Source organism: Cupriavidus sp. L7L (genome assembly GCF_004353535.1).
Taxonomy (GTDB): domain Bacteria; phylum Pseudomonadota; class Gammaproteobacteria; order Burkholderiales; family Burkholderiaceae; genus Cupriavidus; species Cupriavidus oxalaticus_A.
The window spans coordinates 346826-370283 of record NZ_SMNY01000022.1 but is presented as its reverse complement, the minus strand read 5'-3'; the positions used below and the strand labels follow the sequence as shown (position 1 = coordinate 370283).

At 69.1% G+C, this 23458-nt stretch carries 23 protein-coding genes; 11 read left to right on the top strand and 12 right to left on the bottom strand.

Annotated elements, in window-relative coordinates; all coding sequences use genetic code 11:
* Nucleotides 1–17: 17 nt before the first annotated feature.
* Nucleotides 18–395 (top strand): hypothetical protein, encoded by a 378-nt coding sequence (locus E1J61_RS21190; protein ID WP_133095959.1) that lies wholly within the window; start codon nucleotides 18–20, stop codon nucleotides 393–395.
* Between the two features lie 175 nt (nucleotides 396–570).
* Complete coding sequence (locus E1J61_RS21185; protein ID WP_133095958.1) at nucleotides 571–1713, top strand: 3-deoxy-7-phosphoheptulonate synthase; 1143 nt, start codon at nucleotides 571–573, stop codon at nucleotides 1711–1713.
* Between the two features lie 59 nt (nucleotides 1714–1772).
* Here E1J61_RS21185 and E1J61_RS21180 read toward each other — a convergent pair whose 3' ends face one another.
* Both E1J61_RS21180 and E1J61_RS21175 read right to left on the bottom strand, forming a co-directional pair.
* Entirely contained in the window at nucleotides 1773–2432 is a 660-nt protein-coding gene (locus tag E1J61_RS21180) for a DsbA family oxidoreductase (protein WP_133095957.1), read from the bottom strand.
* A gap of 120 nt (nucleotides 2433–2552) precedes the next feature.
* A complete protein-coding gene (locus tag E1J61_RS21175) occupies nucleotides 2553–2957 on the bottom strand; it encodes a hypothetical protein (protein ID WP_133095956.1) in 405 nt (134 codons plus the stop codon).
* A 157-nt stretch (nucleotides 2958–3114) separates the two neighbouring features.
* On the opposite strand from E1J61_RS21175, the gene E1J61_RS21170 reads away from it, so the two are divergent.
* Entirely contained in the window at nucleotides 3115–3504 is a 390-nt protein-coding gene (locus E1J61_RS21170; RefSeq protein WP_133095955.1) for a c-type cytochrome, read from the top strand.
* Between the two features lie 9 nt (nucleotides 3505–3513).
* Here E1J61_RS21170 and soxR read toward each other — a convergent pair whose 3' ends face one another.
* Nucleotides 3514–4029, bottom strand: coding sequence for a redox-sensitive transcriptional activator SoxR (gene soxR, locus E1J61_RS21165; RefSeq protein WP_243736937.1), 516 nt, complete (start codon nucleotides 4027–4029; stop codon nucleotides 3514–3516).
* 126 nt (nucleotides 4030–4155) lie between these two features.
* On the opposite strand from soxR, the gene E1J61_RS21160 reads away from it, so the two are divergent.
* Nucleotides 4156–4590: a RidA family protein gene (locus E1J61_RS21160; RefSeq protein WP_205751623.1), complete on the top strand. Its 435-nt coding sequence runs from the start codon at nucleotides 4156–4158 to the stop codon at nucleotides 4588–4590.
* 26 nt (nucleotides 4591–4616) lie between these two features.
* Here the strand turns inward: E1J61_RS21160 and E1J61_RS21155 are convergent, their stop codons facing one another.
* Together E1J61_RS21155 and E1J61_RS21150 are read right to left on the bottom strand one after the other, a co-directional pair.
* Nucleotides 4617–5012 (bottom strand): nuclear transport factor 2 family protein, encoded by a 396-nt coding sequence (locus E1J61_RS21155; protein ID WP_133095953.1) that lies wholly within the window; start codon nucleotides 5010–5012, stop codon nucleotides 4617–4619.
* Between the two features lie 97 nt (nucleotides 5013–5109).
* The gene (locus E1J61_RS21150) at nucleotides 5110–6012 is read right to left on the bottom strand and encodes a LysR family transcriptional regulator (RefSeq protein ID WP_133095952.1); all 903 of its coding nucleotides are present in this window, start codon (nucleotides 6010–6012) and stop codon (nucleotides 5110–5112) included.
* Between the two features lie 97 nt (nucleotides 6013–6109).
* Here E1J61_RS21150 and E1J61_RS21145 point away from each other — a divergent pair, with 97 nt between their 5' ends.
* A complete protein-coding gene (locus E1J61_RS21145; RefSeq protein ID WP_133095951.1) occupies nucleotides 6110–6886 on the top strand; it encodes an NAD(P)H-dependent oxidoreductase in 777 nt (258 codons plus the stop codon).
* A 46-nt stretch (nucleotides 6887–6932) separates the two neighbouring features.
* Here E1J61_RS21145 and E1J61_RS21140 read toward each other — a convergent pair whose 3' ends face one another.
* Together E1J61_RS21140 and E1J61_RS21135 are read right to left on the bottom strand one after the other, a co-directional pair.
* Complete coding sequence (locus E1J61_RS21140) at nucleotides 6933–7919, bottom strand: tripartite tricarboxylate transporter substrate binding protein (protein WP_133095950.1); 987 nt, start codon at nucleotides 7917–7919, stop codon at nucleotides 6933–6935.
* A 100-nt stretch (nucleotides 7920–8019) separates the two neighbouring features.
* A complete protein-coding gene (locus E1J61_RS21135; RefSeq protein WP_133095949.1) occupies nucleotides 8020–9531 on the bottom strand; it encodes an amidase in 1512 nt (503 codons plus the stop codon).
* Between the two features lie 142 nt (nucleotides 9532–9673).
* On the opposite strand from E1J61_RS21135, the gene E1J61_RS21130 reads away from it, so the two are divergent.
* Nucleotides 9674–10597: a LysR substrate-binding domain-containing protein gene (locus E1J61_RS21130; protein ID WP_133095948.1), complete on the top strand. Its 924-nt coding sequence runs from the start codon at nucleotides 9674–9676 to the stop codon at nucleotides 10595–10597.
* A gap of 21 nt (nucleotides 10598–10618) precedes the next feature.
* On the opposite strand, the gene xth is transcribed toward E1J61_RS21130, so the two are convergent.
* Both xth and E1J61_RS21120 read right to left on the bottom strand, forming a co-directional pair.
* On the bottom strand, nucleotides 10619–11428 hold the full coding sequence (gene xth, locus E1J61_RS21125) for an exodeoxyribonuclease III (RefSeq protein WP_133095947.1): 810 nt from the start codon (nucleotides 11426–11428) through the stop codon (nucleotides 10619–10621).
* A gap of 110 nt (nucleotides 11429–11538) precedes the next feature.
* On the bottom strand, nucleotides 11539–12654 hold the full coding sequence (locus tag E1J61_RS21120; protein ID WP_133095946.1) for a BON domain-containing protein: 1116 nt from the start codon (nucleotides 12652–12654) through the stop codon (nucleotides 11539–11541).
* Nucleotides 12655–13053: 399 nt separating this feature from the next.
* On the opposite strand from E1J61_RS21120, the gene E1J61_RS21115 reads away from it, so the two are divergent.
* Nucleotides 13054–13737 (top strand): response regulator transcription factor, encoded by a 684-nt coding sequence (locus tag E1J61_RS21115; RefSeq protein WP_133095945.1) that lies wholly within the window; start codon nucleotides 13054–13056, stop codon nucleotides 13735–13737.
* Nucleotides 13738–13748: 11 nt separating this feature from the next.
* A complete protein-coding gene (locus E1J61_RS21110; RefSeq protein WP_243736936.1) occupies nucleotides 13749–15656 on the top strand; it encodes a histidine kinase in 1908 nt (635 codons plus the stop codon).
* 93 nt (nucleotides 15657–15749) lie between these two features.
* On the opposite strand, the gene E1J61_RS21105 is transcribed toward E1J61_RS21110, so the two are convergent.
* Nucleotides 15750–16985, bottom strand: a complete 1236-nt coding sequence (locus tag E1J61_RS21105) for an MFS transporter (RefSeq protein ID WP_133095944.1) — start codon at nucleotides 16983–16985, stop codon at nucleotides 15750–15752.
* A 143-nt stretch (nucleotides 16986–17128) separates the two neighbouring features.
* Between E1J61_RS21105 and E1J61_RS21100 the strand changes: the two genes are divergently transcribed.
* Both E1J61_RS21100 and E1J61_RS21095 read left to right on the top strand, forming a co-directional pair.
* Complete coding sequence (locus E1J61_RS21100; protein ID WP_133095943.1) at nucleotides 17129–18169, top strand: LysR family transcriptional regulator; 1041 nt, start codon at nucleotides 17129–17131, stop codon at nucleotides 18167–18169.
* A 215-nt stretch (nucleotides 18170–18384) separates the two neighbouring features.
* Nucleotides 18385–20337 (top strand): methyl-accepting chemotaxis protein, encoded by a 1953-nt coding sequence (locus tag E1J61_RS21095; RefSeq protein WP_133095942.1) that lies wholly within the window; start codon nucleotides 18385–18387, stop codon nucleotides 20335–20337.
* A 16-nt stretch (nucleotides 20338–20353) separates the two neighbouring features.
* On the opposite strand, the gene E1J61_RS21090 is transcribed toward E1J61_RS21095, so the two are convergent.
* Nucleotides 20354–20563, bottom strand: coding sequence for a DUF2905 domain-containing protein (locus E1J61_RS21090; RefSeq protein ID WP_133095941.1), 210 nt, complete (start codon nucleotides 20561–20563; stop codon nucleotides 20354–20356).
* Nucleotides 20564–21019: 456 nt separating this feature from the next.
* Here E1J61_RS21090 and E1J61_RS21085 point away from each other — a divergent pair, with 456 nt between their 5' ends.
* Entirely contained in the window at nucleotides 21020–22399 is a 1380-nt protein-coding gene (locus E1J61_RS21085) for an aromatic acid/H+ symport family MFS transporter (RefSeq protein ID WP_133095940.1), read from the top strand.
* 23 nt (nucleotides 22400–22422) lie between these two features.
* Here E1J61_RS21085 and E1J61_RS21080 read toward each other — a convergent pair whose 3' ends face one another.
* Nucleotides 22423–23376 (bottom strand): LysR substrate-binding domain-containing protein, encoded by a 954-nt coding sequence (locus E1J61_RS21080; RefSeq protein WP_133095939.1) that lies wholly within the window; start codon nucleotides 23374–23376, stop codon nucleotides 22423–22425.
* Nucleotides 23377–23458 lie beyond the last annotated feature (82 nt).

The window sequence follows — 23458 nt, the reverse complement described above, 5'->3', positions numbered from 1 at the left end:
CATCAATGGAGTATGCGATGAAGAAGCAGATCACAACCATCCTGATTGCCACCAGCCTTGGCGTGTCCGGCCTGGCGCTGGCCCACGGTGCCGGGCCCGCGCAGTACGGCGGCATCGTGCAGACGGCCAGCGACCTGCAATTCGAACTGGTCAACAAGGATGGCGCAGTCACCATCTATGTTGACGACCATGACAAGAAATTGCCCGTGGCCGGTGCCAGCGGCAAGCTGACGGTGCTGACGGGTGCCAGGAAGACGGAAACCACGCTTGCGCCGGGCGCTGGAAACGCGCTCGTGGCTGCCGACAAGCTGTCGCTGCAGGCTGGCGCCAAGCTGGTTGCGACGATCCGGTTTGCCGACGGCAAGACCGTGACGGCGAGATTCGTGGCGAAGTGATTTGTGGCCAAGTGATTCGTCGACAGTAACAGGTGCCGGCCGGACCAGGGTGGCGAAGGCGGATCATATGTGCCCGTCAACACAGTTCGGAAGCAGGCGGGCCTTCGGCCTGCCTTGACGCCCTCGCCATTGGTGTAGCACCATCGTTCGCTAGCAAAACCTGCTCGACCTCGCCATGAACGACCCGCTCAAACCTTCGCCCACCATCGCCAGTGAATGGCAGTCACCGCCGGACCGTACCAGCGTGACTGACGACGCGCATGTCGAAGACATCATCCCGCTGCCGCCGCCCGAACACCTGATCCGCTTTTTCCCGATCCGGAACACGGCGGTCGAGTCGCTGATCACGCAGACGCGGCAGCGTATCGCGCGTATCCAGCATGGCGAGGACGACCGGTTGCTGGTGATCATGGGACCCTGCTCGATCCACGACCCGCAGGCGGCACTCGAATATGCGCGGCTGTTGCTGGAGCAGCGGCAACGCCATGCCGGCACGCTCGAGATCGTGATGCGCGTGTATTTCGAGAAGCCCCGGACCACGGTCGGCTGGAAAGGGCTGATCAATGATCCTTATCTGGACGAGAGCTACCGCATCGACGAGGGCCTGCGCATTGCGCGCAGCCTGCTGGTCGACATCAACCGCCTCGGCCTGCCGGCGGCCGGCGAGTTGCTCGACGTGATCTCGCCACAGTACATCGGCGACCTGATCTGCTGGGGCGCGATCGGCGCCCGCACCACGGAAAGCCAGGTGCATCGCGAGCTGGCTTCAGGCATTTCAGCGCCGATCGGCTTCAAGAACGGCACCGACGGAAATATCAGGATTGCGATCGACGCGATCCAGGCCGCATCGCGACCGCACCACTTCCTGGGCGTGCACAAGAACGGCCAGGTCGCGACGGTGCACACCAAGGGAAATCCGGATTGCCACGTCATTCTCCGCGGCGGCAAGGTGCCCAACTACGATGCGGATTCCGTGGCGGCGGCGTGCCGGGAGTTGCAGGCGGCAGGGCTGGGCGACGCGCTGATGGTGGATTTCAGCCACGCCAACAGCAGCAAGCAGCATCAGCGTCAGCTGGACGTGGCGCGGGATGTGGCGCAGCAGATCCGCAGCGGCAGCCGCTCCATCTTCGGGGTCATGGTCGAGAGCAATCTGGTGGCCGGCGCGCAGAAGTTCACCCCGGGGCAGCACAGCCCGTCCGCCCTGACCTACGGGCAGAGCATTACCGATGCCTGCATCGGCTGGGAGGATTCGCTGGCAATGCTGGACTTGCTCGGCGAAGCGGTCAATGAACGGCGCGGGCACAAGCGCAATTCCTGACCCGCAAGCTACCGGCCTGAGGACCACCCCAGGCCGGTCCAGTCAGCGCACGCGTTGCTTCAGGTTGCCGTACCCGCCTGCGCCTCGGCCGCGATCTCCCGGATCGCCTGCTCGAAGGCCTCGACCGGCTGCCCGCCCGTTACCAGGTAGCGGTTGTTGAAGATCACCGACGGCACCGACTGGATGCCCATCTGCTGGTACTGGCGCTCTTCGGCGCGCACCTCGTCGCCGTACTGGCCGCTTTCCAGCACCTGGCGCGCGGCGTCCGCATCCAGGCCGACCGACGCCGCCGCCTCGAGCAGCACGGCATGGTTGCCCGGATCCTTGCCATCGGTATGGTAGGCGCGCAGCAGCGCCAGCTTCAGCGGGACTTGCTTGCCCTCCAGGCCGGCCCAGTGCAGCAGCCGGTGCGCGTCGAACGTGTTGTAGACGAAGGCGCGCTCGCCGAAGGTGAAGCCCACGCCGGCGCCGCGCTCGCGGATCATGGCCTGGGTTTCGGCGATCTGCGCGGGCGTGCGGCCATACTTTTTGCCGAGGTAGTCGACAATGGCCTGGCCTTCGGGGCCCATGTCGGGGTTCAGCTCGAAGGGATGCAGCACGATCTCGGCGTCGACTTTGTCGCCCAGCCGCTGCAGCGCGAGCTGGAGCGAAGACAGCCCGATGGCGCACCAGGGGCAGGCGATGTCGGAGACGAAGTCGATTCTGAGGGGTTGGGTCATGGCGATTTCCTGGCAGGCTCAAACGGGAAGTTGGCCGACAGGGTAGCCTGACTTGCGGATCTTTGCTGGAAGGGTCTTTCCACGGCGGCCGGGCTGGAGGGCCCGGCCGGCAGCGGCGTGTCAGTCCCAGTGGCGGCCCGGGCCGCGGTAATCGCGGTGCCCGTCATGGCGGTGGGCCCATTCGCGCTCGCGCCATTCGCGGCGAGCCTCGCGGTATTCCGCGCGGTGATAGCCGGGGTGATAGCCGGGGTGATAGTCGGCCCGATAGTCCGGGCGATAGCGCACCGGCACCGGGGCCACTACCACCGGGCGTGCCGGGGCGTAGGCGACTGGGGCGGGGGCATACGCTACCGGCGCGGGCGCCGGCACGTAGACCGCCGGGGCCGGGCGGTACACCGGCGCCGGCTCGGCGACCACGACGGCGGGCGCGCCGATATTGATGCCGACGCTGACGCCGGCATGGGCTGCGGCACTCGCCGCCAGCAATGCACCGCCTGCTACTGCCATTGCCAGGATTCGTTTCATGGGTGCCTCCCAAGGGGCGTTGGACATGGGCTCACTGTAGGGGCAGGGTCCGTAATATTGGGCGCTCGAAGTGTTGCAAGTGTGACGCGGTGTAACCTGCCCATCCACCCGCGCGCCTGTATCATGCAGCCTCGCAGTTCATTGCCCCGTGTTGCCCATGCGCCGTACCGTCCTGCCCGCCGCCGCTTTCCTCGCCTTTTCCATCCTTGCCGCAATGCCCGCCGTGGCGCGCGCCGAGCCTGACCTGCAGGCCGGCAAGGCACTGTTTGCCACGCGCTGCGCGTCGTGCCACTACGTCGGCCGCAATGCGCGCGGCGCGTTCGGGCCGCAGTTGAACGGCATCTTCGGGCGCCAGGCGGGCACGACAACGGATTTCCAGTATTCGGAAGCGATGCGCACATCCAGGGTGGTGTGGTCGCGCGACACGTTGAGCGCCTTCCTGCGTTCCCCGGCCAAGGTCGTGCCGGGCACCAAAATGCGCTTCTGGGGCATGGGCAACGACAAGCAGATCGAAGACCTGCTCGGCTACCTGCAGACCTTCCGGTAAGGCCTCCGCCTAATCCTCTTCGCCGGGGAAATGCGGCCCCGGCCCTGCTCCGGCCAGCGCATCCTGCGGATTGCGCAGCGGGCACGCCTTCAGCGACAAACAGCCGCACCCGATGCAGCCATCGAGCTGGTCGCGCAGCATCGTCAGCGTGCGGATGCGTTCCTCCAGGTCATCGCGCCAGCTGGCCGACAGCCGCCGCCAGTCCGCCACTGTCGGCGCGCGCCCGTCGGGCAGCTTCTGCATCGCCGCCGCGATCACCGCCAGCGGCAGCCCCATGCGCTGCGCCACGCGGATCACCGCCAGCCGCCGCAGCACGGCGCGCGCATAGCGGCGCTGGTTGCCGCCGCTGCGCGTGCTGGCGATCAACCCGCGTGATTCATAGAAATGCAGCGCCGATACCGCGATGCCGGTGCGTTCGGCCACCTGCCCGACCGACAGCAGTTCCTCGGCAGGTCCTGGCCGGCGCCGGCGCGGCGCATCGGCCGTGGCAGGCACGGCGGGAACAGGTCGGGAAGTCTTGGGCATGGCTGGGTGGAGGGAGGGCGGCGGCGGGAATGCCCATGCTACCACCGTGGCCGCGCTTGACCTTAACCTAACTTGAGGTTTGATACTTGCGGCTCCATTGTTTGCCCTTCTCTCAACACAGAGTTAATGACCATGCTGACGCCTGCCCGCCCCAATGCATCGCTGAACCTGATCAATCCCCCCGCGCTGTACGATCCGCGTCCCAACGGCTATTCGCACGTGGCGGTGGTGGAAGGGCCCGCCCGCATCGTCTACGTGGCCGGGCAGGGCGGCGAGGATGCCGCCGGCTGCCTGGCGGCGGATTTTCCGCGGCAGGTGGCGCGGGCCATGCAGAACCTGCGCATCGCGCTGCAGGCCGCGGGCGCCGACGTGGGCGATGTCGCCAAGCTGACGGTGCTGGTGGTCGACCACTCGCACGACCGCCTGCGCACCTTTGGCGCCGCGCTGCGCGAGATGTGGGGCGACCGGCCCGCGCCGGCCTGCACGCTGATCCCGGTGCCGCGGCTGGCGCTCGACAACATGCTGTTCGAGATCGAAGCCACCGCGGTGCTGCCCGGCTGAGCCGCGCGGGCAGCCGCCGCAGTACGTTACTGCGGCACGCGTGGCGCGGCGCTGAAGGTCTTGTTGACGATCTTCCACGCGCCGTCGATCTGCAGCAGCGTCATGTAGTCGGTAAAGACCACGTCCGGATGCTCCAGCACGACCTTGGCCACGCCGGCATTGCCGACCACGTCGAACTGGCTGATGGCGCGCCGGCGCTGCGCTTCATCGGCCGGCGGATGGCCGGGGCAGCGCGCGGCGATAAAGTCTTCCACCGTCAGCGAATGCAGCTTGCCGTCGCGGAACGAGACGATGCGGGCGTCGGCATGGAAGGCGCGGCGCATCACCTCGGGGTTGCCGGTGGCGTGGCCCTGCAGGTAGTCCTCGATCGGGGCCAGGGCGGCGGTGTGGCGGGAAGTCAGGCCGGTTGCACTGTAGGTCATGGTCTCCTCCAAAACTGGGCGGCGCGGAAAGCACCCGGCCGCTACATTGAAAGCACTGATTGTATTCCAGTTTTGTATGCAAAACAGAAGCGCCGGTCTACGCCTGTGAGAGCGACGCGACGATCTGCTCCCGCAGCCAGCGATGTGCCGGGTCACGGTGCACGCGCTCATGCCACAGCATCGACATCTCGTAGCCCGGCACCTCGACGGGCGGCTCGACCACGCGCAGTGCCGGCGCATCGCGCACCAGGCGCTGCGGCACCATCGCCACCAGGTCGGTGCTCGCCAGCACCGCGGCGACAAAGAGGAAATGTGGCACCGACAGCACCACGCGGCGCTGCATGCCGGCCAGCGCCAGCGCCTCGTCGGTAACGCCGGAGAAGCCGCCGCCGTCGGGCGACACCATCACATGCTCGAGCGCGCAGAACTGCGCCAGCGTCGGCCGCCGCTTCAGCCGGGGATGGCCGGCGCGGCCCGCCAGCACATAGCGCTCGGTGAACAGGGCGCGCCGGTGCAGCGCGGGCGGCGAGCCTTCGGTCGTGTGGAAGGCCAGGTCCAGCTCGCCCTGCTCGCACTGGCGGGCGATGCGCGACGGCACCATCTCCAGCACCGCCAGCCGCGCGCCCGGGGCGGCGGTGCGCAGCGCCCGGATGGCCGGCAGCACGATGGTCGATTCGCCGTAGTCGGTCGCCGCCACGCGCCAGGTATGCGTGGCGGCGGCGGGATCGAAGGGACTGTCGGGCGACACCGCATGCTCCAGCGCGGCCAGCGCTTCGCGCAGCGGCTCGCGCAGTGATTCCGCCCTGGCCGTGGGCCGCATGCCGCGCGGCCCGGGCAGCAGCAACGGATCGCCGAAGTAGTCACGCAGCCTGGCCAGGTGGACGCTGACCGATGGCTGCGAGAAATGCAGGCGTTGCGCGGCGCGGGTCACGTTGTGCTCGGACAGCAGCACGTCCAGCGTGACCAGCAGGTTGAGGTCGAGCCGCCTGAGATTAGTCATGACAATACCTGTGATATTGGATATTCATTTCCAATATACCTCGCGGCGGCCTAAGCTGGCTTCTCCCGATCATTGCTTACCCAAGGAAGCCGCTGTCATGAACGTTCTTATCGTCTACGCCCACCCCGAACCCACCTCGCTCAACGGCGCCATCCGCGATTACGCGGTGCAGCGGCTGAGCGATGCCGGCCACCAGGTCCAGGTATCCGACCTGTACGCGATGCAATGGAAAGCGCAGCTCGATGCCGCAGACAGCAAGGCGCGCCGCGGCGATGCGCCGTTCCATCCTTCGCTGGATTCCAGGCACGCATTCGAGAACGGCCTGCAGAGCGACGATATCGCGCGCGAGCAGGACAAGCTGCGCTGGGCCAATACGGTGATCCTGCAGTTCCCGCTGTGGTGGTTCTCGATGCCGGCGATCCTGAAAGGCTGGATCGAGCGCGTCTACGCCTATGGTTTTGCCTACGGCGTGGGCGAGCACTCGGACGAACGCTGGGGCAACCGCTACGGCGAAGGCATGCTCGCCGGCAAGCGCGCGATGCTGGTGGTCACCACCGGCGGCTGGGAATCGCACTACAGCGCGCGCGGCATCAACGGGCCGATCGACGATGTCCTGTTCCCGATCCAGCACGGCATCCTGTACTACCCCGGCTTCGACGTGTTGCCGCCGTACGTGGTGTACCGGACCAGCCGGGTCGACGACGCCCGCTTTGCCGCGATCCGTGCAGAGCTGGGCGAGCGCCTCGATACGCTGGCGACCACGGCGCCGATTCCGTTCCGGCCGCAGAACGCCGGCGACTACCGGATCCCGGCGCTGACGCTGCGCGAAGACGTGGCGCCGGGCCTGGCAGGGTTTGCCGCGCACGTCGCATGAGCCGCGCGCGCGGGGGCACCGTGCGGCAGGCAGGCGCCTGCCACCGTCATTCAGCGCGGATATCCGCGCGCGCGGCCACTGCGCGCATCTCCGGCAGCTCCTTCTCGACCCGCGCCCGCACCGCGGCGCCGTTGCCGTAGGCTGGCGTCAGCGCCAGCTCGACCATGCGCGCGCGCGTGGCCGGGGCATTGGCGACTTCGGCCAGCGCCTTTTCCAGCTTCTGCTGCACCGGCGCGGGCAGTCCCGCCGGCGCCAGCAGTGCGAACCACGTGCCCATCTGGAAGCCGGGATAGCCGCTTTCCGCCACCGTCGGCACCTGCGGCAGCGCCGGCAGCCGCTGCGGTGACAGCACCGCCACCGGCCGGATCTTGCCGCCCTTGATCAGCGGCAGGCTGGCAACCACGGTATCGACCGCCACCTGCACCTGCCCGCCGGCGAGCGCGGTCAGGCTCGGCGCGCTGCCATTGAAGGGAACGTGGACCATGCGGATGCCGGTGGCGGACTTGAGCATCTCGCCGCCGAAATGCACCGACGAACCCGTGCCGAACGAGCCATAGGAGAACTTGTCGGGATGGGCCCTGGCCTGCGTCACCAGGTCCTTCACCGAGCCGACCTGCGCATCGGGATTGGCAACCAGCACCAGGCTCATGTCGGCGACCAGGCCCAGCGGCGTGAAGCTCTTGATCGGGTCATAGCCCAGGTGCTGCCGGATCGCCGGGTTCAGCGTCAGCGTGGTGCTGGCCGCCAGCAGCAGGGTGTAGCCGTCAGGGGCTGCCTTGGAGACCTGGGTGGCGCCGACCACCGTGCTGGCGCCGGGCTTGTTCTCGACCACTACCGGCTGGCCCAGCTTTTCGCCGAGGCCGACAGCGAGCAGCCGGCCCAGCAGGTCGGTGGCGCCGCCGGCGGCGAACGGCACCACCAGCCGCAACGGGCGCTCGGGCCAGGCTGGCGCCTGCGCCATGGCAGGCGCCGTGGCCATCGCCGCGCTGAATGCGGCACAGGCGAGGAACAGCTTCGGGGGCAATGCGGTCATCGGATTCACTCCTGCCGGCAGTTGTAGGAAAGCGAAGCGTGGGCACCGGCCCGGGTCAGGCCGGGCCGCGTGTGTTGTGATGGTGTGGTGTGTTGTCGAACTAGGCCGCGCGGTCCAGCCACGGGCTGCGCACGCGCGAGAAGCCGCCGGCCTGGTCGTAGGCATGGCCCAGCTGCAGCACCGCCGCGTCGGCCTGCGCCGGCCCGATGATCTGGATGCCGGCAGGCAGCCCCTGCGGGCCGAAGCCGGCGGGCGCGGCCAGCGCCGGCAGCCCGGCCATGGTGGCCGGCACCACGACCTGCATCCAGCGGTGGTAGGTGTCCATGTCACGGCCGCCGACGCTGCGCGGCCAGTCCCATCCGGCGTCGAACGGGAACACCTGCGCGGCCGGCAGCACCAGGTAGTCGAAGCGCTCGAACAGCGCGCGCAGTGCCTGGTACCACGCGCTGCGCTCGCACAGGGCTTCGTAGACGCGCGTGCCGGGCAGCGCCAGGCCGCGCTCGATTTCCCAGGCGGCCTCGGGCTTGAGCAACGCGCGCGTGGCGGGGTCGCGGTACAGCGTGCCATTGGCGCCGGCCACCGAGAAGCTGCGCAGGTCGATCCACGCCTGCCACAGGCGCTCCAGCTCGAAATCCGGCAGTGCGGCGTCGACGTCGCAGCCGAGCGCGCGGAAGTGGTCCAGTGCCTGCTCGCAGGTTTCGAGCACACCGGGCTCGGTCGGCAAGTGGCCGCCCAGGTCGCCAAGCCAGCCCACGCGCACACCTTTCCAGTCGCGCGCGGGGGGCAGCGTGAAGGCGCCGGGCGCTTCGGCGCGCCGCGTCAGCGGCATGCGCGCATCGAAGCCGGCCTGCACCGACAGCAGCAGCGCCAGGTCGGGCACGTTGCGCGCCATCGGCCCGGCCACGCTGAACTGCTGGAAGAAGACCTCGTCGGCGGGCCCATGCGGCACGCAGCCGACCGACGTGCGCAGGCCGTACACCTGGTTGAAGGCCGCGGGCGTGCGCAGCGAGCCCATCATGTCCGATCCGTCCGCCACCGGCAGCATGTGCAGCGCCACGGCCACCGCCGCGCCGCCGGAGCTGCCGCCGGCCGAGCGCGCCGGGTCGAAGGCATTGCGGGTGGTGCCGTAGACCGGGTTGTAGGTATGGCCGCCCAGGCCGAACTCGGGCGAGTTGGTGCGGCCGATAAAGACCGAGCCCGCGGCGCGCATGCGCTCGAAGATCGCGGCATCGCTCCGGGTGACCTGCCCGGCAAAGATCGGCGACCCCTTGGTGGTAACCATGCCCGCCGCCGGGCTGATGTCCTTGGGCGCTTGCGGAAAGCCGTGCAGCGGGCCGCGGCTGTCGCCGCGCGCCAGCTCGGCATCGAGCGCTTGCGCCTGGCTGCGCAGCACGTCGCGGTCGACTGGCGCGACGATGGCGTTGACGCGGGGGTTGTGGCGATCGACCTGGCCGAGGAAGGCCTCCAGCACCTCCACGCAAGAGACCTCGCGGGCATGGACGGCGCGCGACAGGGCGACGGCATCGAGTTCGGTGATCGGGTCGGTGGGAAGCGCGGTGGGAAGCGCGGTGGGAAGCGTGATGGAAAGCGCGCTGGAAAGCCTGTTCGCCATGGGTTCTCCCGGTGTCTCCTGTGGTGTCGGGAAAAAGCATACGGGCCCGGCAGGGCTTTACGCAATCGATGATTTTTTCAAATATCCTTGCATAAAACGCAAAGCGGCTCGCTGCACTGCCGCATTCCACGGAGCTGCCCCCATGCTGTCGCACCGCCTGCAGGACACCTCGCTGCGCTACTTCCTGGAGGTGGTGCGCAGCGGTTCGCTGACCGAGGCGGCGCAGCGCCTGAGCGTGACCGTTTCGGCGGTCAGCCGGCAGGTCGCGGCACTGGAGGCGCTGCTGGGCGTGCCGCTGTTCGACCGGCGCCCCCGGGGCATGGTCGCGAGCGCCGCCGGGGAACTGCTCGCCGCCTATGCGCTGCGCGGCGCCCTGGAAGCGGACCGCGTCGTGGCGGAGATCGCCGCGCTGCAGGGGCTGCGCCGTGGCCGCGTGCGCATTGCCAGCTCTGCCGGGTTTGCCATCGAGTTCCTGCCGCGCATCATCGCCGAGTTCCGCGAGCGCTATCCGGGGCTGCATTTCCATGTGCGCGTGGCGGCGCCGGCGGAGGTGACCGGCATCGTGCTGCATGGCGACGCGGACATCGGTATCACCTACAGCCGTGCGGCCGAGCAGGGCATACGCATCGAGCATCGCCAGCCCGCGCCGGTCATCGCCATCATGCGGCCCGACCACCCGCTGGCGCGCTTTCGCAGCATCACGCTGGCGCAGATGCAGCCGTACCCGCTAGCGCTGCCGGAAGGCGACAACACTGTTCGGCAGCTGTTCGACATTGCCTGCGGCGAGCGCGGCATCGTGTTCGATCCGGTGCTGGTGACCAACCACTTCGAGACGCTGACCAGCTTCGTGCTGCATGGCGGCGGGCTGTCGATCTCGGGCGCGGTGACCGTAGGCGACCGCCTGCGGCGCGGCGAACTGCATGCCGCTGCCATCCGCGAGCGCGGCATGCGCAGCCGTGCGGTCGAACTGCAGACGCTGGCCGGCCGCACGCTGCCCGAGGGAGTGCGCGCTTTCCTGGACTTCGCCCGGGAGCGCCTGGCGGCGGAGATGGGCGCGGCGGCCTGAATCCTGCGCTGGGGGCGCTGGCTATGGCGCGCGCTTGCGCCGGGCGGCGGGCCGGTTCAGCACCACCCACGCGGGTGCATGGTCGCTGGGATGATCCTCGCCGCGGACCCAGGTGTCGACGCCCGCATCGCGCAGCCGCGGGGCGAGGTCGGCGCTCAGCAGCAGGTGGTCGATGCGCAGCCCGGAGTTGGTCTGCCAGTGCTGGCGGAAGTAGTCCCAGAAGGTGTAGACGCGTTCCTCGCCATAGTGCGTGCGCAACGCATCGGTCCAGCCTTGCGCCAGCAGGCGCGCGTAGGCCTCGCGGCTTTCAGGCTGCAGCAGCGCGTCCTTGCGCCACGAGCGCGGGTTGTAGATGTCTTCGTCGGTGGGCACCACGTTGTAGTCGCCCGCCAGCACCACGGGGTGGCCGCTGTCGAACAGCGTCTGCGCGTGTTCGATCAGCCGCGCGAACCAGGCCAGCTTGTAGTCGAACTTGGGCCCGGGCTGCGGGTTGCCGTTGGGCAGGTAAAGGCAGCCGACCAGGATGCCGTGCACGGCTGCCTCCAGGTAGCGGCTGTGGCTGTCGTCGGGATCGCCGGGCAGGCCGCGGCGGACTTCCACCGGATCGGCGCCGCGCGCCAGGATGGCAACGCCGTTCCACGACTTCTGGCCGTGCCAGACGGCGCCGTAGCCGGCCTCGCGCAGTTCGCGCGCGGGAAAGCTTTCGTCGGCGGTCTTCAGTTCCTGCAGGCAGGCCACGTCGGGCGCCTCGCGCTCCAGCCAGTGGCGCAGCGCGCCGACCCGGCTGCGGATGCCGTTGATGTTGAACGTGGCGATCTTGAGCGCGGGCATGGGCACCTTGCGCGTTGGTAATGAGGCAGGAACGAGGCCGGCCGACACAAGTGCCGGCCGGGGCATCTGCCGCGCGCACCGGCGCTGCACCGGTGCGCTGCTGCGGCAAATCAGGCGCGCCAGGTGCTCCCGGTTGCCTCGGACGTACTCGTGCTGCCGGCGCTGGTGCCGTGGCCCTCGCGGCGCACCCGGATGTCGTTGTTGACTTCCTTCACGCCGTAGGTGCCGTCGGCCAGATCCTCGATGTAGTACTTCTGGCCGCGCTCGCGCACCGTGCCGGTCAGCGACACCACGCCTTCGTTGACGTCGACGCTGACATCGCTGACATCGACGCCGCGCGCATAGCTGAGCCGCTCGCAGATCTGGTCGCGGATGCGGTCGTCGCTGCGCTGGTAGCCGCGCGGGCCAGCCTTGCGCTCGTGCTCGCGCTGGTCGGTGCCGAACAGGTCGCCGACCGCCTCGCCGATGCGGCGGCCAAGGTTGTAGAGCACGCCGCGGTCTTCCCGGTCGTCGCCGCGATAGCCTTCGCGATCATCGGTTTCCCACCCACGCTGGCGCGCCGCCGCGCGGCTGTAGCGCTGGCCGTAGCGCTGCTGGTCTTCGCGCTCGTCGCGGTCCTCGGTCCAGTAGCGGGTGTCGCTGCGCAGGTCGCGGAAGTAGCGGTCGCGGTTGCGCTCGCGAGCGATCTCATACGGGTCGCGGGCGCGCTCGGCGCTTTCGCGCCACTGGCGGTCGGCGTATTCGTCATCGCGTTGCCACGCCTGCGGATCGCGCCATTCGCCTGCGCGTTCCCAGCCATAGCCGCCGTTCAGGCCGTAGCTCAGGCTGCTGCCGGCTCGGCGGCGATAGCGCTCTTCGTCCCGGTCGCGCTGGCTGCGCTCGTCGCGCTCATACCGCCGGCTTTCATCGCCCTGGTAGCCCTGGGAACCCTGGAAGTCCTGGCGCTGTGGATAGTCGTAGTCACCGCGCCACGCCCCGGCGGAGCGCTGCTGGCCGCGGCTGCCGTACTCGCCTTGCGTCGGCCGCTCCGGATACCGGCCGGCTCCGTACTCGTCACTGTAGCCGCCGCCCTGGCGTGCCGGCCCGCCGTAGCTGGTCTGGCCCGGCGTCAGCTGCTGGCGACGGCGCTGCGCCTGCCAGCGGTCGCGGTCGCTTTCGGATTCCGGTTGCCAGTCGTCGTCGTCCCACGCCTGGCGGCGTTGGCGTTCGTCGTAGTAGTAGCTCATGCTGATTTCCTGATATGTGAATGGCGCCATACGCGGACGAGCACAACAATGTCCGCATTCCGGTGGCGGGTTATCAGGAGCGGCAAGATTCATACCGTGCGGCAGCCGCGCGCCTGCGGCCCGGGTGACGCCGCAGGCCGTGCAAGCCTTGCAGACCTTGTAAGGGATGCAGGGTGGGGAACGGGGAGAAATGCCGCGTTCTCCACAACGGGGCGGCGCCGCGAACCAGCGGACAAAAAGCGACACCCGCATGGATAGGCTGGTGCGGGCGGCCGCGGCGACGCTTGTGTTTACCCTGAAAACCAGCCCGAGCCACGCCCGCGACACCGGCGGATATGTCAGAATCCGCCGGCAACCCGTCGCGCCGACGCAACGGCAGGGCCCCGCAACCACACTGGCATGACAAGCACAACAAGAGTCCTGATCGTCGAGGATGACCCGGCGGCGCAGAGCCGCCTGGTGCAGGCCGTCGAGATGCATGCTCCCGCCAGTACCGTGGCCGGCTGCGCCGGCAGTGTCGCCAATGCCCTTGCCTGGCTGGCGCTGCACCAGCCCGATGTCCTGCTGTGCGACCTGGGCCTGCCGGACGGCAGCGGCATCGCCGTGATACGCCAGGTGCGCGAACGCTATCCCGAGTGCGATTGCATGGTGGTCACGGTGTTCGGCGACGACCAGCACGTGCTGGCCAGCATCGAAGCCGGCGCCATTGGCTACCTGCTCAAGGACGAGACCACCGACCGCATCGCCGCCTCGATCGGCGAACTGCGCGCCGGTGGCTCGCCGATGAGCCCGCTGATTGCGCGCCAGGTGGTCAACCGCCTGCGCGGCGAGCCCGCCGGGGCCGCCGAATGCGCCGGACGCGGCAACGCCGCCCAGCGCGGCGTCACGCTGTCCGCGCGCGAAAGCGAGATCCTCGACCTGATCTCGCGCGGCTATACCTATGCCGAGACCGCGCGCTATGTCGGCCTGAGCGTGCATACCGTGCAATCGCACATCAAGAACATCTACGGCAAGCTGGCGGTGCGCTCGCGCGGCGAAGCCGTGTATGAGGCCGCCAAGCTCGGCCTGCTCAAGTCCCTGTAGCTTCCTGCGCCATGCCGCCGACCTGGCTGCGACTCACCCGGACCTTGCTTGCCGTCCTTGCGGTACTGCTGCCGCTGTCGTGGCTGGCGTCGCCGGCGCGTGGTGCCGCGCCGGCCGCCAGCGACGGGCTGGCGGAGCTGGAGCTGGCCGTGCGCAGCGCCACGCTTAGCGACGGCAGCGTGCTGCCGGCGCAGCCGCTGACGCTGCCGGACTATTGGGACCGCGCGCTGCCGGGCAAGTCCGGCATGGCGGTCTACGACCTGCGCTTTGACCGCGGCTGGCCGGCGGCGGCAGCGGCAGGGCTGTTCGTGCCGTGGGCAGGCGGCAGCTACGAGGTGCGCCTGAACGGCATCCTGGTGGCGGCGGGCGGCAGCCTGGGCGCGCCGTCATCCGCGCTGGCCAAGCGACCCTACTATGTGCCGTTGCCGCCGGAGCTGGTGCGCGAGCACGGCAACGCGCTGCGCATCACGGTGGCGGCGCGCGCGTTTTCACGAGCCGGCCTGCTGCCGGTCACGGTGGGGCCGGCCAAGGCGGTGCGCGCGCGCTACCAGGACGCATTCATGGTGCGCGTGGCCGGGCCCTTCATTGTCGCCGTGCTTAGCGCCGTGCTCGGCACCATCGCGCTGCTGATCTGGTGGCGCCAGCGCGACCCGCTGTTCGGCCTGTACGGCCTGGCCGAGATCGCCTGGAGCGTGCGGCTGCTCGACTATTTTGTCGACGACCTCGCGCTGCCGCCGGAACTGCGCAGCTATATCGTCGCGGCCGCGCGCGAGGTCTTCCTCGGCGCCATCGGCAAGTTCTGCCTGCTGGTGATCCGCGTGCCCTGGCGCTGGCTGCACCGCACGCTCGACGCCTACCTGTGGCTGGCATTGCCCATACTGGCGCCGCTGGCCGCGCTGTCGAGCCATCCGCTGGTGTTCCCGCTGAGCTGGCTGGCCAAGGTCGGCATCATCCTGACGGTGGCGGCCGCGCTGGTATGGGCCGCGCTGCGGCATCCAAGCCGCGAGGCCAGGCTGCTGGCCGCCACCGTGGGCGTGTCGGCGGTGCTGTTCCTGGGCGACTGGCTGCGCGTGTGGCTGACCGGCGACTACTACTGGGTGCACTCGATGACCCGCTATGTCTCGGTGCCGTTCAGCGTGGTCATGGCGTGGATGCTGGTGGAGCGCTACACCAGCGCGGTACGCAGCCTGCAGCGCGCCAACCAGGTGCTGAGCGAGCGCGTGGCGCAGCGCGAGGCCGAGTTGCGCGCGGTGTTCGCACGCGCGCAGAAGGCCGCCGCCGAGCAGACCGCGCTGCGCGAGCGCAGCCGCATCCTGCGCGACATGCACGACGGCCTCGGCAGCCAGCTGGTCACCACGCTGTCGATGCTGGAGTCAGGTCAGCCCAGCCGCGCGGAGATCGCCGGGCAGGTGCGGCATGCGCTGGACTCGCTCAAGCTCTCCATCGATGCCATGCAGGACACCGGCGGCGACCTCGCCGCGGTGCTGGGCAACCTGCGCTACCGGCTGGGGCCGCGCATCGAAGAGGCCGGCATCGCCATCCGCTGGCAGGTCGAGCGGCTGCCGGTGCTGCCCCACTTCACCGCGCGCAAGGTGCAGGAGCTGCAGTACCTGCTGCTCGAGGGCATCACCAACGTGCTGCAGCACGCCGGCGCCAGCGCGATCACGCTGGCGGCGCATGCCGACCCGGTGGCGCAGGTGATCCGCGTCACGCTGGGCGATGACGGGCGCGGCTTCGATGTCGACGCCCCGCGTGGCGGGCGCGGGCTGCGCAATATGGGGGTGCGTGCTGCGGCGATCAGCGGGCGGCTGCAACTGAAATCGGTACCGGGCCAGACGACGCTGACGATCGAACTGCCGCTGGCGCCGACGGGGGATGAGGACGGCGAGGAAGGTGAGGGACTGGCACCCGCCGCATGATCGTGCCGCGGCGGCATGCCAGGGCGCAGGCCGGGCGGGGACGTAGCCGCCCGCCATCACCGCCCGCAGGAAGCCTTGCGCATTGCTTCCTGGTTACGACGCCTGCCCGGCTCGCAACGGCAGCGTCCGTACCGCCAACGCTGCCAGCGATGTGGCAGTGGCGAGCGCGGCCACGCCCGTCCAGCCGGCATGCGCCAGCGCCAGGCTGCCGAGCGCGGCGCCCGCGGCCATGCCGGCGAACATGCAGACAAACAGCACCGCGTTCAGCCGGCTGCGCGCGCCCGGGTCGATGCCATAGACAATGGTCTGGTGTGCGACCAGCGTTACCTGCACGCCCAGGTCGAAGCCGACGGCGGCGGCCACCAGCAGCCCGAGCTGCGCCTGCGGCGACAGCCATGGCGCCAGCAGCATGGCGGCAAAGGACAGCGCGGCGAGCGCGGCGCCGAGCCGGGTCACGGCCTGCGGGCCGCGGCGGTCGGCGATGCGGCCCGCGATCGGGGCGCCGAGCGCGCCTGCCGCACCGGCCAGCCCGAATGCGCCGGCAGCTTCGCTGCCAAGGTGGAACGGGGCGCCATGCAGCATCACCGCCAGCGTTGACCAGAACGCGCTGAAGCCGACCGACAGAAGGGCCTGCGCCAGCGCCGCGCGGCGCAGGTCGCCATGCCGGCGCCACAGCGTCAGCAGCGAGCCCAGCAGCGCGCGGTAGGGCATCACCGCGGTCGGGGCGAAACGCGGCAGGCTGCGCTGCGCCACCAGCGCCATCGCGGCGATGCTGCCGGCGGCGGCGATGAACATCGCGCGCCAGCCGAATTGCGCGGCGACAAGGCCGCTGACCACCCGCGACAGCAGGATGCCGAGCAGCAGCCCGGTCATGACCGTGCCCACCACCTTGCCGCGCTGCGCATCGGGCGCCAGCGTTGCCGCGGCGGGCACGATGTCCTGCGCCAGCGTGGCGGACAGGCCGATGGCCAGGCTCGCCGCCAGCACCAAGCCGATGCCGGGCGCCAGTCCCGCCAGCAGCAGGGCGGCCACCAGCGCCGCCGACTTGGCCAGGATGATGCGGCGGCGGTCGAAGCGGTCGCCGAGCGGCGCCAGCAGCAGGATGCCCAGCGCATAGCCAAGCTGCGTCAGCGTCGGGATGGCGCCGACAGCCGTGGCGGAGGTGTGCAGGTCAGGCGCCATGATGCCGAGCATGGGCTGGCTGTAGTACAGCGACGCGACGGCGAGACCGGCGGCAGTGGCGAGCATCAATACGAGGCGTGCCGGCAGCGCCGGTGCCGGCGATGGCGCCGCGATGGCAGCGGCGGGCGAGGGGGAAAGGCAAGACATGGTCGTTGTTCCTGAATCTGGTGATTTCGTTGAAAAAAGGCAGATCCGCAATCGGTGCAGTGGATGCGATGGATGCAGATGTTGTCCGGCCCCCGCGTTTTCTGGTAGAGGTGTGCGGTGAACAACGGCTATACGAGGCGCGTATGACCAGATCCCGGACCACTGCACGGGCCACCGCACGGGCCGGCACCCCGGAACCCGCTCCGGCCAGCGCCGGTGCCGACCGCATCGACCTGCTCCAGACCTTCGTGCGCATCGTCGAGGCCGGCAGTTTGTCGCAAGCCGCCGCGCAATTGCGGACCACGCAGCCCACCGTCAGCCGCCGCCTGCAGGCGCTGGAGCGGCAGCTGGGCGTGCGCCTGCTGCAGCGCTCCACGCATGGGATGAAGCTGACCGAAGACGGCGAGCGCTGCTACGAGCGCGCCAAGGCGCTGGTCGGCGACTGGGCGACGCTGGAGGCCGACCTGCGCGGCGCCGGCTACGCGCCCGAGGGCACGCTGCGCGTGGTGGTGCCGCATGCCTTCGGCCAGGACCTGATGGTGCCGCCGCTGGCCGCCTACATGCGCCAGTACGACCAGGTCGCGGTGGAGTGGCTGCTGCATGACCGCACGCCCGACTTCATCGCCGAGGCCATCGATTGCGCCATCCATGTCGGCGAGGTGCGCGAGCCCGGGCTGGTCGCAGTCAGGCTGGCCGAAGTGCCGCGCGTGGCAGTCGCCGCGCCGGCGCTGCTCGAAGGCCGGCGGCTGCCGCTCCAGCCCGAGGAACTGGAGGCGCTGCCCTGGCTGGCGCTGCACACCTTCTACCGCCAGGCGATGACGCTGTCGCACGTGGCCAGCGGCGACTCCCGCGAACTCCGGTTCCGGCCGCGGCTAAGCACCGACAGCCTGTACGCGTTGCGCAGTGCCGCGCTGCAGGGCCTGGGCGTCGGCGTGGGCTCGGCGTGGATCTTCGCCGACGACATCGCGCGCGGCGACCTGCTGCACCTGCTGCCGGAGTGGCAGGCCGAGCCGCTGCCGGTCTACCTGGTTTATCCGTACGCCAGCTTCTACCCCGCCAGGCTCAGGTTGTTCATCGATGCCATGCGCGAGGCGGTGCCGGCCATGGCGGGCGTGCAGCCGCCGCGCGCCGGGCGCAGGCAGGCACAGACCGGGGCGGGCAAAGCGAGGGCCGGAAAGCGATAGACGACGGCACACCGCAATCGCGCAGAGGACTCCGTCGGTATCGCCGACATTGACGTGCAAGTACCGTTTTTCTGCCCCTGGTGCGTGCATTTTGCCCCGATGCCGGGCATTTTCTGCACCCCGTTTGCGCATCGTCAAAACGATCGGAATTCGTGCTTCAGGCCTGGAAAACGCGGCCGATAGCCCGGGGGAAAGCCAACCCCTTGCCGAGCCCGATGACCGCATTTTTCCGCCCCGCCGAGCGCCTGATGGCGCGCCTGAACATCAACCAGAAACTGACCCTGATCGCAGCGCTGTTCCTCGTGCCGCTGTGCGGCGCGATGTACGTCGTGCTGCATGGCTCGGCGCAGTCGATCCGCGCCACCGACAGCGAACGGCGCGGCCTGGTCATCGTCGGCCACGCGCTTGATTTCATGCGCGAGACGCAGATCCGGCGCGGTGCCGCGAATACCGTGCTGGCCGGCAACGCCGGCTTCCGGCCGACCTTCGACGCGGCCGACGGCAAGGCCGCGGCCAACCTGGCCGAACTGCTGCGCGCCACCACCGCCAATCCTGGCTTTGCGCTCGAGCCCGCGGCGCGCAAGCTGGAGCAGGACTGGCAGCACATCCGCGGCCTCGGCCTGAGCACCTCGCGCGGACCGCTGTTCGAGCGGCACAGCGCGCTGGTCAGGCAGACACAGCTGTTCATCGCCGACGTGGCCGACCGTTCGGAGCTCGCGCTCGACGGCGAGGCCGGCGCCTACTACCTGATCAGCCTGATGGTTGGCCCCATGCCGCGCCTGGCGGAGCACAGCGCGCTGGCGCGCGGGCGCGGCGCCGGCATCATCGCGCGGGGCGGCTATGCCGATGCCGCGCAGCAGGCCGACCTGGGCGCGCTTGCCGAGCAGATCCAGGAGGGACTTGAAGCCATCCGGCGCGATGCCGCGCGCGTGCGCAGGAATGCGCCGGCACACCAGCCGCAGCTCGACGCGGCCATGCAGCAGCTGGCGGCGATGGACAATTTCCACCGCACGCTCAAGGCGCGCATGCTTGGTGCGAGCGGCATCGGCATCGATGCCAAGACCTATTTCGACGAGGCGACCGCGGCGATCAACGGCGTACTGGCCGCCAACAGGGAGTTCTCGGCCATCGCCGGCGCCATGCTGGCGCAGCGCATCGCCGCACAGCAGCGCCAGTTCGTGCTGCTGGCGGCGCTGGGCGTGGTCGCGCTGGCCCTGGCCTTCTATCTGTTCGGCGGCTTCAGCCGCGGCATGCGCAGCGATGTGCGCACCGTGGGGGACATGGTCGACCGCATCAACGCCGGCGACCTGAGCCTGAGCATGGCGGTGCACGGGCGCGACGAACTCAGCGAGGTCAAGCGCCACCTGCTGTCGCTGGTGGACAGCTGGCGCGGGCTGATCGGCGATACCAAGGCCGGCGCGCACAATGTGCTGGCTGCCGCCGGCGAGATCGCGCAGGGCAATATCGACCTGTCGGCGCGTACCGAGCAACAGGCCTCTTCGCTGGAGCAGACCGCGGCCAGCATGGAGCAGCTTACCGCCACCGTGCAGCAGAACGCCGGCAGCGCCGGGCAGGCCAGCGAGCTGGCGCGCGAGGCGTCGGACATCGCGCTGGCCGGCGGCGCCGCGGTGGGGCGCATGCGGCAGACCATGCAGGACATCGAGGCCGATTCGCGCCGCATCGTCGACATCATCGCGGTGATCGATGCCATCGCCTTCCAGACCAATATCCTGGCGCTGAACGCCGCGGTGGAGGCGGCGCGCGCGGGCGAGGCCGGGCGCGGCTTCGCCGTGGTGGCGACCGAGGTGCGCGGGCTGGCGCAACGTGCCGGCAACTCGGCCAGGGAGATCGGCACGCTGATCTCGCAGTCGGCGCAGCGGGTGGCGTCCGGGACGTCGCTGGCGGTGGACGCTGCCGCCAGCATGGACAGCACGGTGGCCGCGATCCGGCGCGTGACGGCGATGATGGACGAAATCAGCCATGCCTCGCGCGAGCAGAGCACCGGCATCGCGCAGGTCAACCAGGCGGTGGCGCAGATGGATCAGGTCACGCAGCAGAACGCCGCGCTGGTGGAGGAGGCCGCCGCCGCGGCGCAGTCGCTGCAGGCGCAGGCGCAGCAGATGCAGCGCGCGATGGCGGTGTTCCGCACCGAGGCGCAGGCGGCCTGATGCCGCTGGCGCGGGGTCAGCGCCGCAGCAGCCAGATCACGACCGAGACCACCACCGACACCAGGATGCAGGTCGTGATCGGCAGGTAGAAGCTGAAGCCGTCGCGGACGATATGGATGTCGCCGGGCAGGCGGCCAAGGCGGTCGAACGGCAACTTCGACAGCCAGGGCCAGGCGGCGCCGGCGGCAAGCAGCACGGCGCCCAGGATGAGGAGCAGGCGTTGCATGGGATGGGGAGGGTCAGCGGGCGATCCTGAGGCATTTGACCGGCAGGTCGACGCATTGATTCCGGTCTGCCGCAGGCCAGCCATCCTGGTCAGGATGCCGTGATTTACATGGATTTCGGAATGTAAATTGAAGGCTCGCGCTTTTTGTATGAAATTTCCTTATTCGTATGGATGGTTGGGATAGAAAATTTCAGTATTTCGTAAAACAGTGAAATAAATATCCAAAATAGTGAGGAACAGATAGTGAAAAACCCGAGATAGGTGGAGATTCCTGGTGAATCGAGGCTCTGATGCGCACGCCTTTTTGCCGGGTTAACGCCAATTCTTGGCCTCAATGCCCGTTGCCTAAGATTCGTTCAATTAGAGAACGTGAGTTCGCTATTAGAACAAATCGCGGTGCCGGTCGTGCCTGCCTGCAGGCGGACCGTGCGATTTCCAAGGCAGACGGAGACAATAGTGCCCCAATCCCTCCAAACCAAGGCTGGCGTCGCGGACGTCCAGGCCCTGATCGACGGACAGCGATTCACTGCTTACCAGTGGCTGATCCTTGTGCTTTGCTTCCTTGTGGTTGCCGTCGACGGCTTCGATACCGCCGCCATCGGGTATATCGCGCCGGCGCTGGTGCAGGACTGGGGGATCGAGAAATCGGCCCTCGGGCCCGTCATGAGCGCGGCGCTGTTCGGCCTCGCCTTCGGCGCGATCTTTGCCGGCCCGCTGGCTGATCGCATCGGCCGCAAGAAGGTGCTGGTGCTGTCGGTTTTCTTCTTTGGCGCCTGCAGCCTGGCCACGGCCTTTGCGCCCACGCTGGGCTGGCTGACGGTGCTGCGCTTCCTGACCGGCCTGGGTTTGGGCGCCGCCATGCCCAATGCCGTGACGCTGACCGCCGAGTTCGCGCCGCAACGCCGCCGGGCCGTGCTGGTGAACACTATGTTCTGCGGCTTTCCGCTCGGCTCCGCGGCCGGCGGCTTTGTCGCCGCCGCGATGATCCCGCATTTCGGCTGGCACAGCGTGCTGCTGCTTGGCGGCATCGTGCCGCTTGCGCTGGCGCTGCTGCTGGTGGTGCTGCTGCCGGAGTCGGTGCGCTACATGGTGTTGCGCAACTATCCGGCCGACCAGATCCGCCAGCTGCTGCGGCGCGTGACCGGCGCGGACGTGGGGGCAGCGAACGCCTTCGTCATCGGCGAGCAGGCGCCCGCGACCCGCTCCGCCATCGGCACCGTGCTGGCGCCGGGCTATCGCCTGGGTTCGGCGATGCTGTGGTGCACCTACTTCATGGGCCTGGTCATCTTCTACCTGCTGACGAGCTGGATGCCCACGCTGATGAAGGACGCCGGCTTCTCGATCCAGCACGCGTCATTCCTGACAGCGCTGTTCCCGCTCGGCGGCGGCATCGGCACCATCGCGGCCGGGTGGTTCATGGACCGCTTCAACCCCAACAAGGTGATCGCCATCACCTACGCCGCCACCGGCGTGCTGATCTACGCCGTGGGGCACGGCACTGGCAGCCAGGTGCTGCTTGGCGTGCTGATCTTTCTCGCCGGCACCGCCATGAACGGCGCGCAGTCGTCGATGCCGTCGCTGGCCGCGGCGTTCTACCCGACGCAGGGCCGTGCCACCGGGGTGGCGTGGATGCTTGGCATCGGCCGCTTCGGCGGCATCACCGGGGCCTTGCTCGGTGCCGAACTGCTGCGCCTGCATCTGGGCTTCGACACCATCTTTACGCTGCTTGCCGTGCCGGCATTCCTGGCTGCCGGTGCGCTGGTGGTCAAGCATTTCAGCGGCAGTCATGCCCCGGGTGCCGACGCCGAGGGCAGCGCCGGCGTGGCAGCTCACTGAGCCTCACTGAGCAGTCCTGAGCATCACTGAGCCGCAAGCGGCCGGGCCGCGGCGCGGATGCAGTCAGCCAGCGCTTCGGCCATCGGGCTGAGGGTGCGGTCGCCGTGCCGTAGCAGGCCGATCGGTTCCTCCGTGCCCTGCGTATCGAGCGGCAGCAGGACCAGTTCATCCTCGGCCACCGCGCGCTGCGCGGCAGACAGCGGCGCCGCCCACACGCAGTCGCTGTGGCGGGCCAGCAGCCGCCCGAGGTAGGCGTCCGATGTTTCCACGCATCCGCCCGGCAGGGGCAGGCCGTGGCGGGCGAGCAGGCTTTCGGTGTTGTGGCGGGGGATCGAGCCCGCTGCCGGGATCACCAGCGGCCATGCCAGCACGTCAAGCAAGGTCGGCCGCGATACGGCGGCAAGAGGGTGCGCGGAACGCACCGCCAGCGCCAGCGAGTCCGGGCCCAGCGATTCGAACCACAGGCTTTCCATGGCAACCGGGTCATCCATCCGGCCAATGACCAGATCCAGCACATCGGCCTTGAGCTGGTCGATCAGGCTGCGGTTCATGCCGGTCTGGACGGCAAGCCCGACCTCGGGGTGCGCGGCGCGGAAGCGCAGCAAGGCATCGGTAAGCACCGCCGGCACGACGCTGGGCAGCGCGCCCAGCCGGATGCGCTCCTGTGGCTGCGCCTGCTCGCCGGCCATGCTGTCGGCCGCCGCATCGATATCGGCGAGGATGCGCAGCGCGTGGCGCAGGAAGCGCGTGCCGGCGGTGGTCAGTTCCGTGCCCGCGCGCTGGCGCACCAGCAGGCGCGTGCCGGTCAGCTCCTCCAGTTCGCTCAGGGTCTTGGACACGGCTGGCTGCGTCAGCCCCAGGCGATCAGCGGCGCGGCCCAGGTGCTGGGTCTGCGACACCGCCACGAAGCAGTAGAGATGCCGCAGCCGCACGCGGTTGCGGAAGATTTCGAGCGCGGGTGGGGCGGGGTTTTTCATGCTGAAAAGTTATCGTAATTCTTGGAAATCTCAATTTACATGACTTTATGTGTTGCTTAAAGTCATACCATTCCAACGACAA

Coding starts and splice junctions, on each gene's coding strand:
- E1J61_RS21190 (WP_133095959.1), top strand. CDS start 18: ATGAAGAAGCAGATCACAACCATCCTGATTGCCACCAGCCTTGGCGTG.
- E1J61_RS21185 (WP_133095958.1), top strand. CDS start 571: ATGAACGACCCGCTCAAACCTTCGCCCACCATCGCCAGTGAATGGCAG.
- E1J61_RS21180 (WP_133095957.1), bottom strand. CDS start 2,432: ATGACCCAACCCCTCAGAATCGACTTCGTCTCCGACATCGCCTGCCCC.
- E1J61_RS21175 (WP_133095956.1), bottom strand. CDS start 2,957: ATGAAACGAATCCTGGCAATGGCAGTAGCAGGCGGTGCATTGCTGGCG.
- E1J61_RS21170 (WP_133095955.1), top strand. CDS start 3,115: ATGCGCCGTACCGTCCTGCCCGCCGCCGCTTTCCTCGCCTTTTCCATC.
- soxR (WP_243736937.1), bottom strand. CDS start 4,029: ATGCCCAAGACTTCCCGACCTGTTCCCGCCGTGCCTGCCACGGCCGAT.
- E1J61_RS21160 (WP_205751623.1), top strand. CDS start 4,156: ATGACCATGCTGACGCCTGCCCGCCCCAATGCATCGCTGAACCTGATC.
- E1J61_RS21155 (WP_133095953.1), bottom strand. CDS start 5,012: ATGACCTACAGTGCAACCGGCCTGACTTCCCGCCACACCGCCGCCCTG.
- E1J61_RS21150 (WP_133095952.1), bottom strand. CDS start 6,012: ATGACTAATCTCAGGCGGCTCGACCTCAACCTGCTGGTCACGCTGGAC.
- E1J61_RS21145 (WP_133095951.1), top strand. CDS start 6,110: ATGAACGTTCTTATCGTCTACGCCCACCCCGAACCCACCTCGCTCAAC.
- E1J61_RS21140 (WP_133095950.1), bottom strand. CDS start 7,919: ATGACCGCATTGCCCCCGAAGCTGTTCCTCGCCTGTGCCGCATTCAGC.
- E1J61_RS21135 (WP_133095949.1), bottom strand. CDS start 9,531: ATGGCGAACAGGCTTTCCAGCGCGCTTTCCATCACGCTTCCCACCGCG.
- E1J61_RS21130 (WP_133095948.1), top strand. CDS start 9,674: ATGCTGTCGCACCGCCTGCAGGACACCTCGCTGCGCTACTTCCTGGAG.
- xth (WP_133095947.1), bottom strand. CDS start 11,428: ATGCCCGCGCTCAAGATCGCCACGTTCAACATCAACGGCATCCGCAGC.
- E1J61_RS21120 (WP_133095946.1), bottom strand. CDS start 12,654: ATGAGCTACTACTACGACGAACGCCAACGCCGCCAGGCGTGGGACGAC.
- E1J61_RS21115 (WP_133095945.1), top strand. CDS start 13,054: ATGACAAGCACAACAAGAGTCCTGATCGTCGAGGATGACCCGGCGGCG.
- E1J61_RS21110 (WP_243736936.1), top strand. CDS start 13,749: ATGCCGCCGACCTGGCTGCGACTCACCCGGACCTTGCTTGCCGTCCTT.
- E1J61_RS21105 (WP_133095944.1), bottom strand. CDS start 16,985: ATGTCTTGCCTTTCCCCCTCGCCCGCCGCTGCCATCGCGGCGCCATCG.
- E1J61_RS21100 (WP_133095943.1), top strand. CDS start 17,129: ATGACCAGATCCCGGACCACTGCACGGGCCACCGCACGGGCCGGCACC.
- E1J61_RS21095 (WP_133095942.1), top strand. CDS start 18,385: ATGACCGCATTTTTCCGCCCCGCCGAGCGCCTGATGGCGCGCCTGAAC.
- E1J61_RS21090 (WP_133095941.1), bottom strand. CDS start 20,563: ATGCAACGCCTGCTCCTCATCCTGGGCGCCGTGCTGCTTGCCGCCGGC.
- E1J61_RS21080 (WP_133095939.1), bottom strand. CDS start 23,376: ATGAAAAACCCCGCCCCACCCGCGCTCGAAATCTTCCGCAACCGCGTG.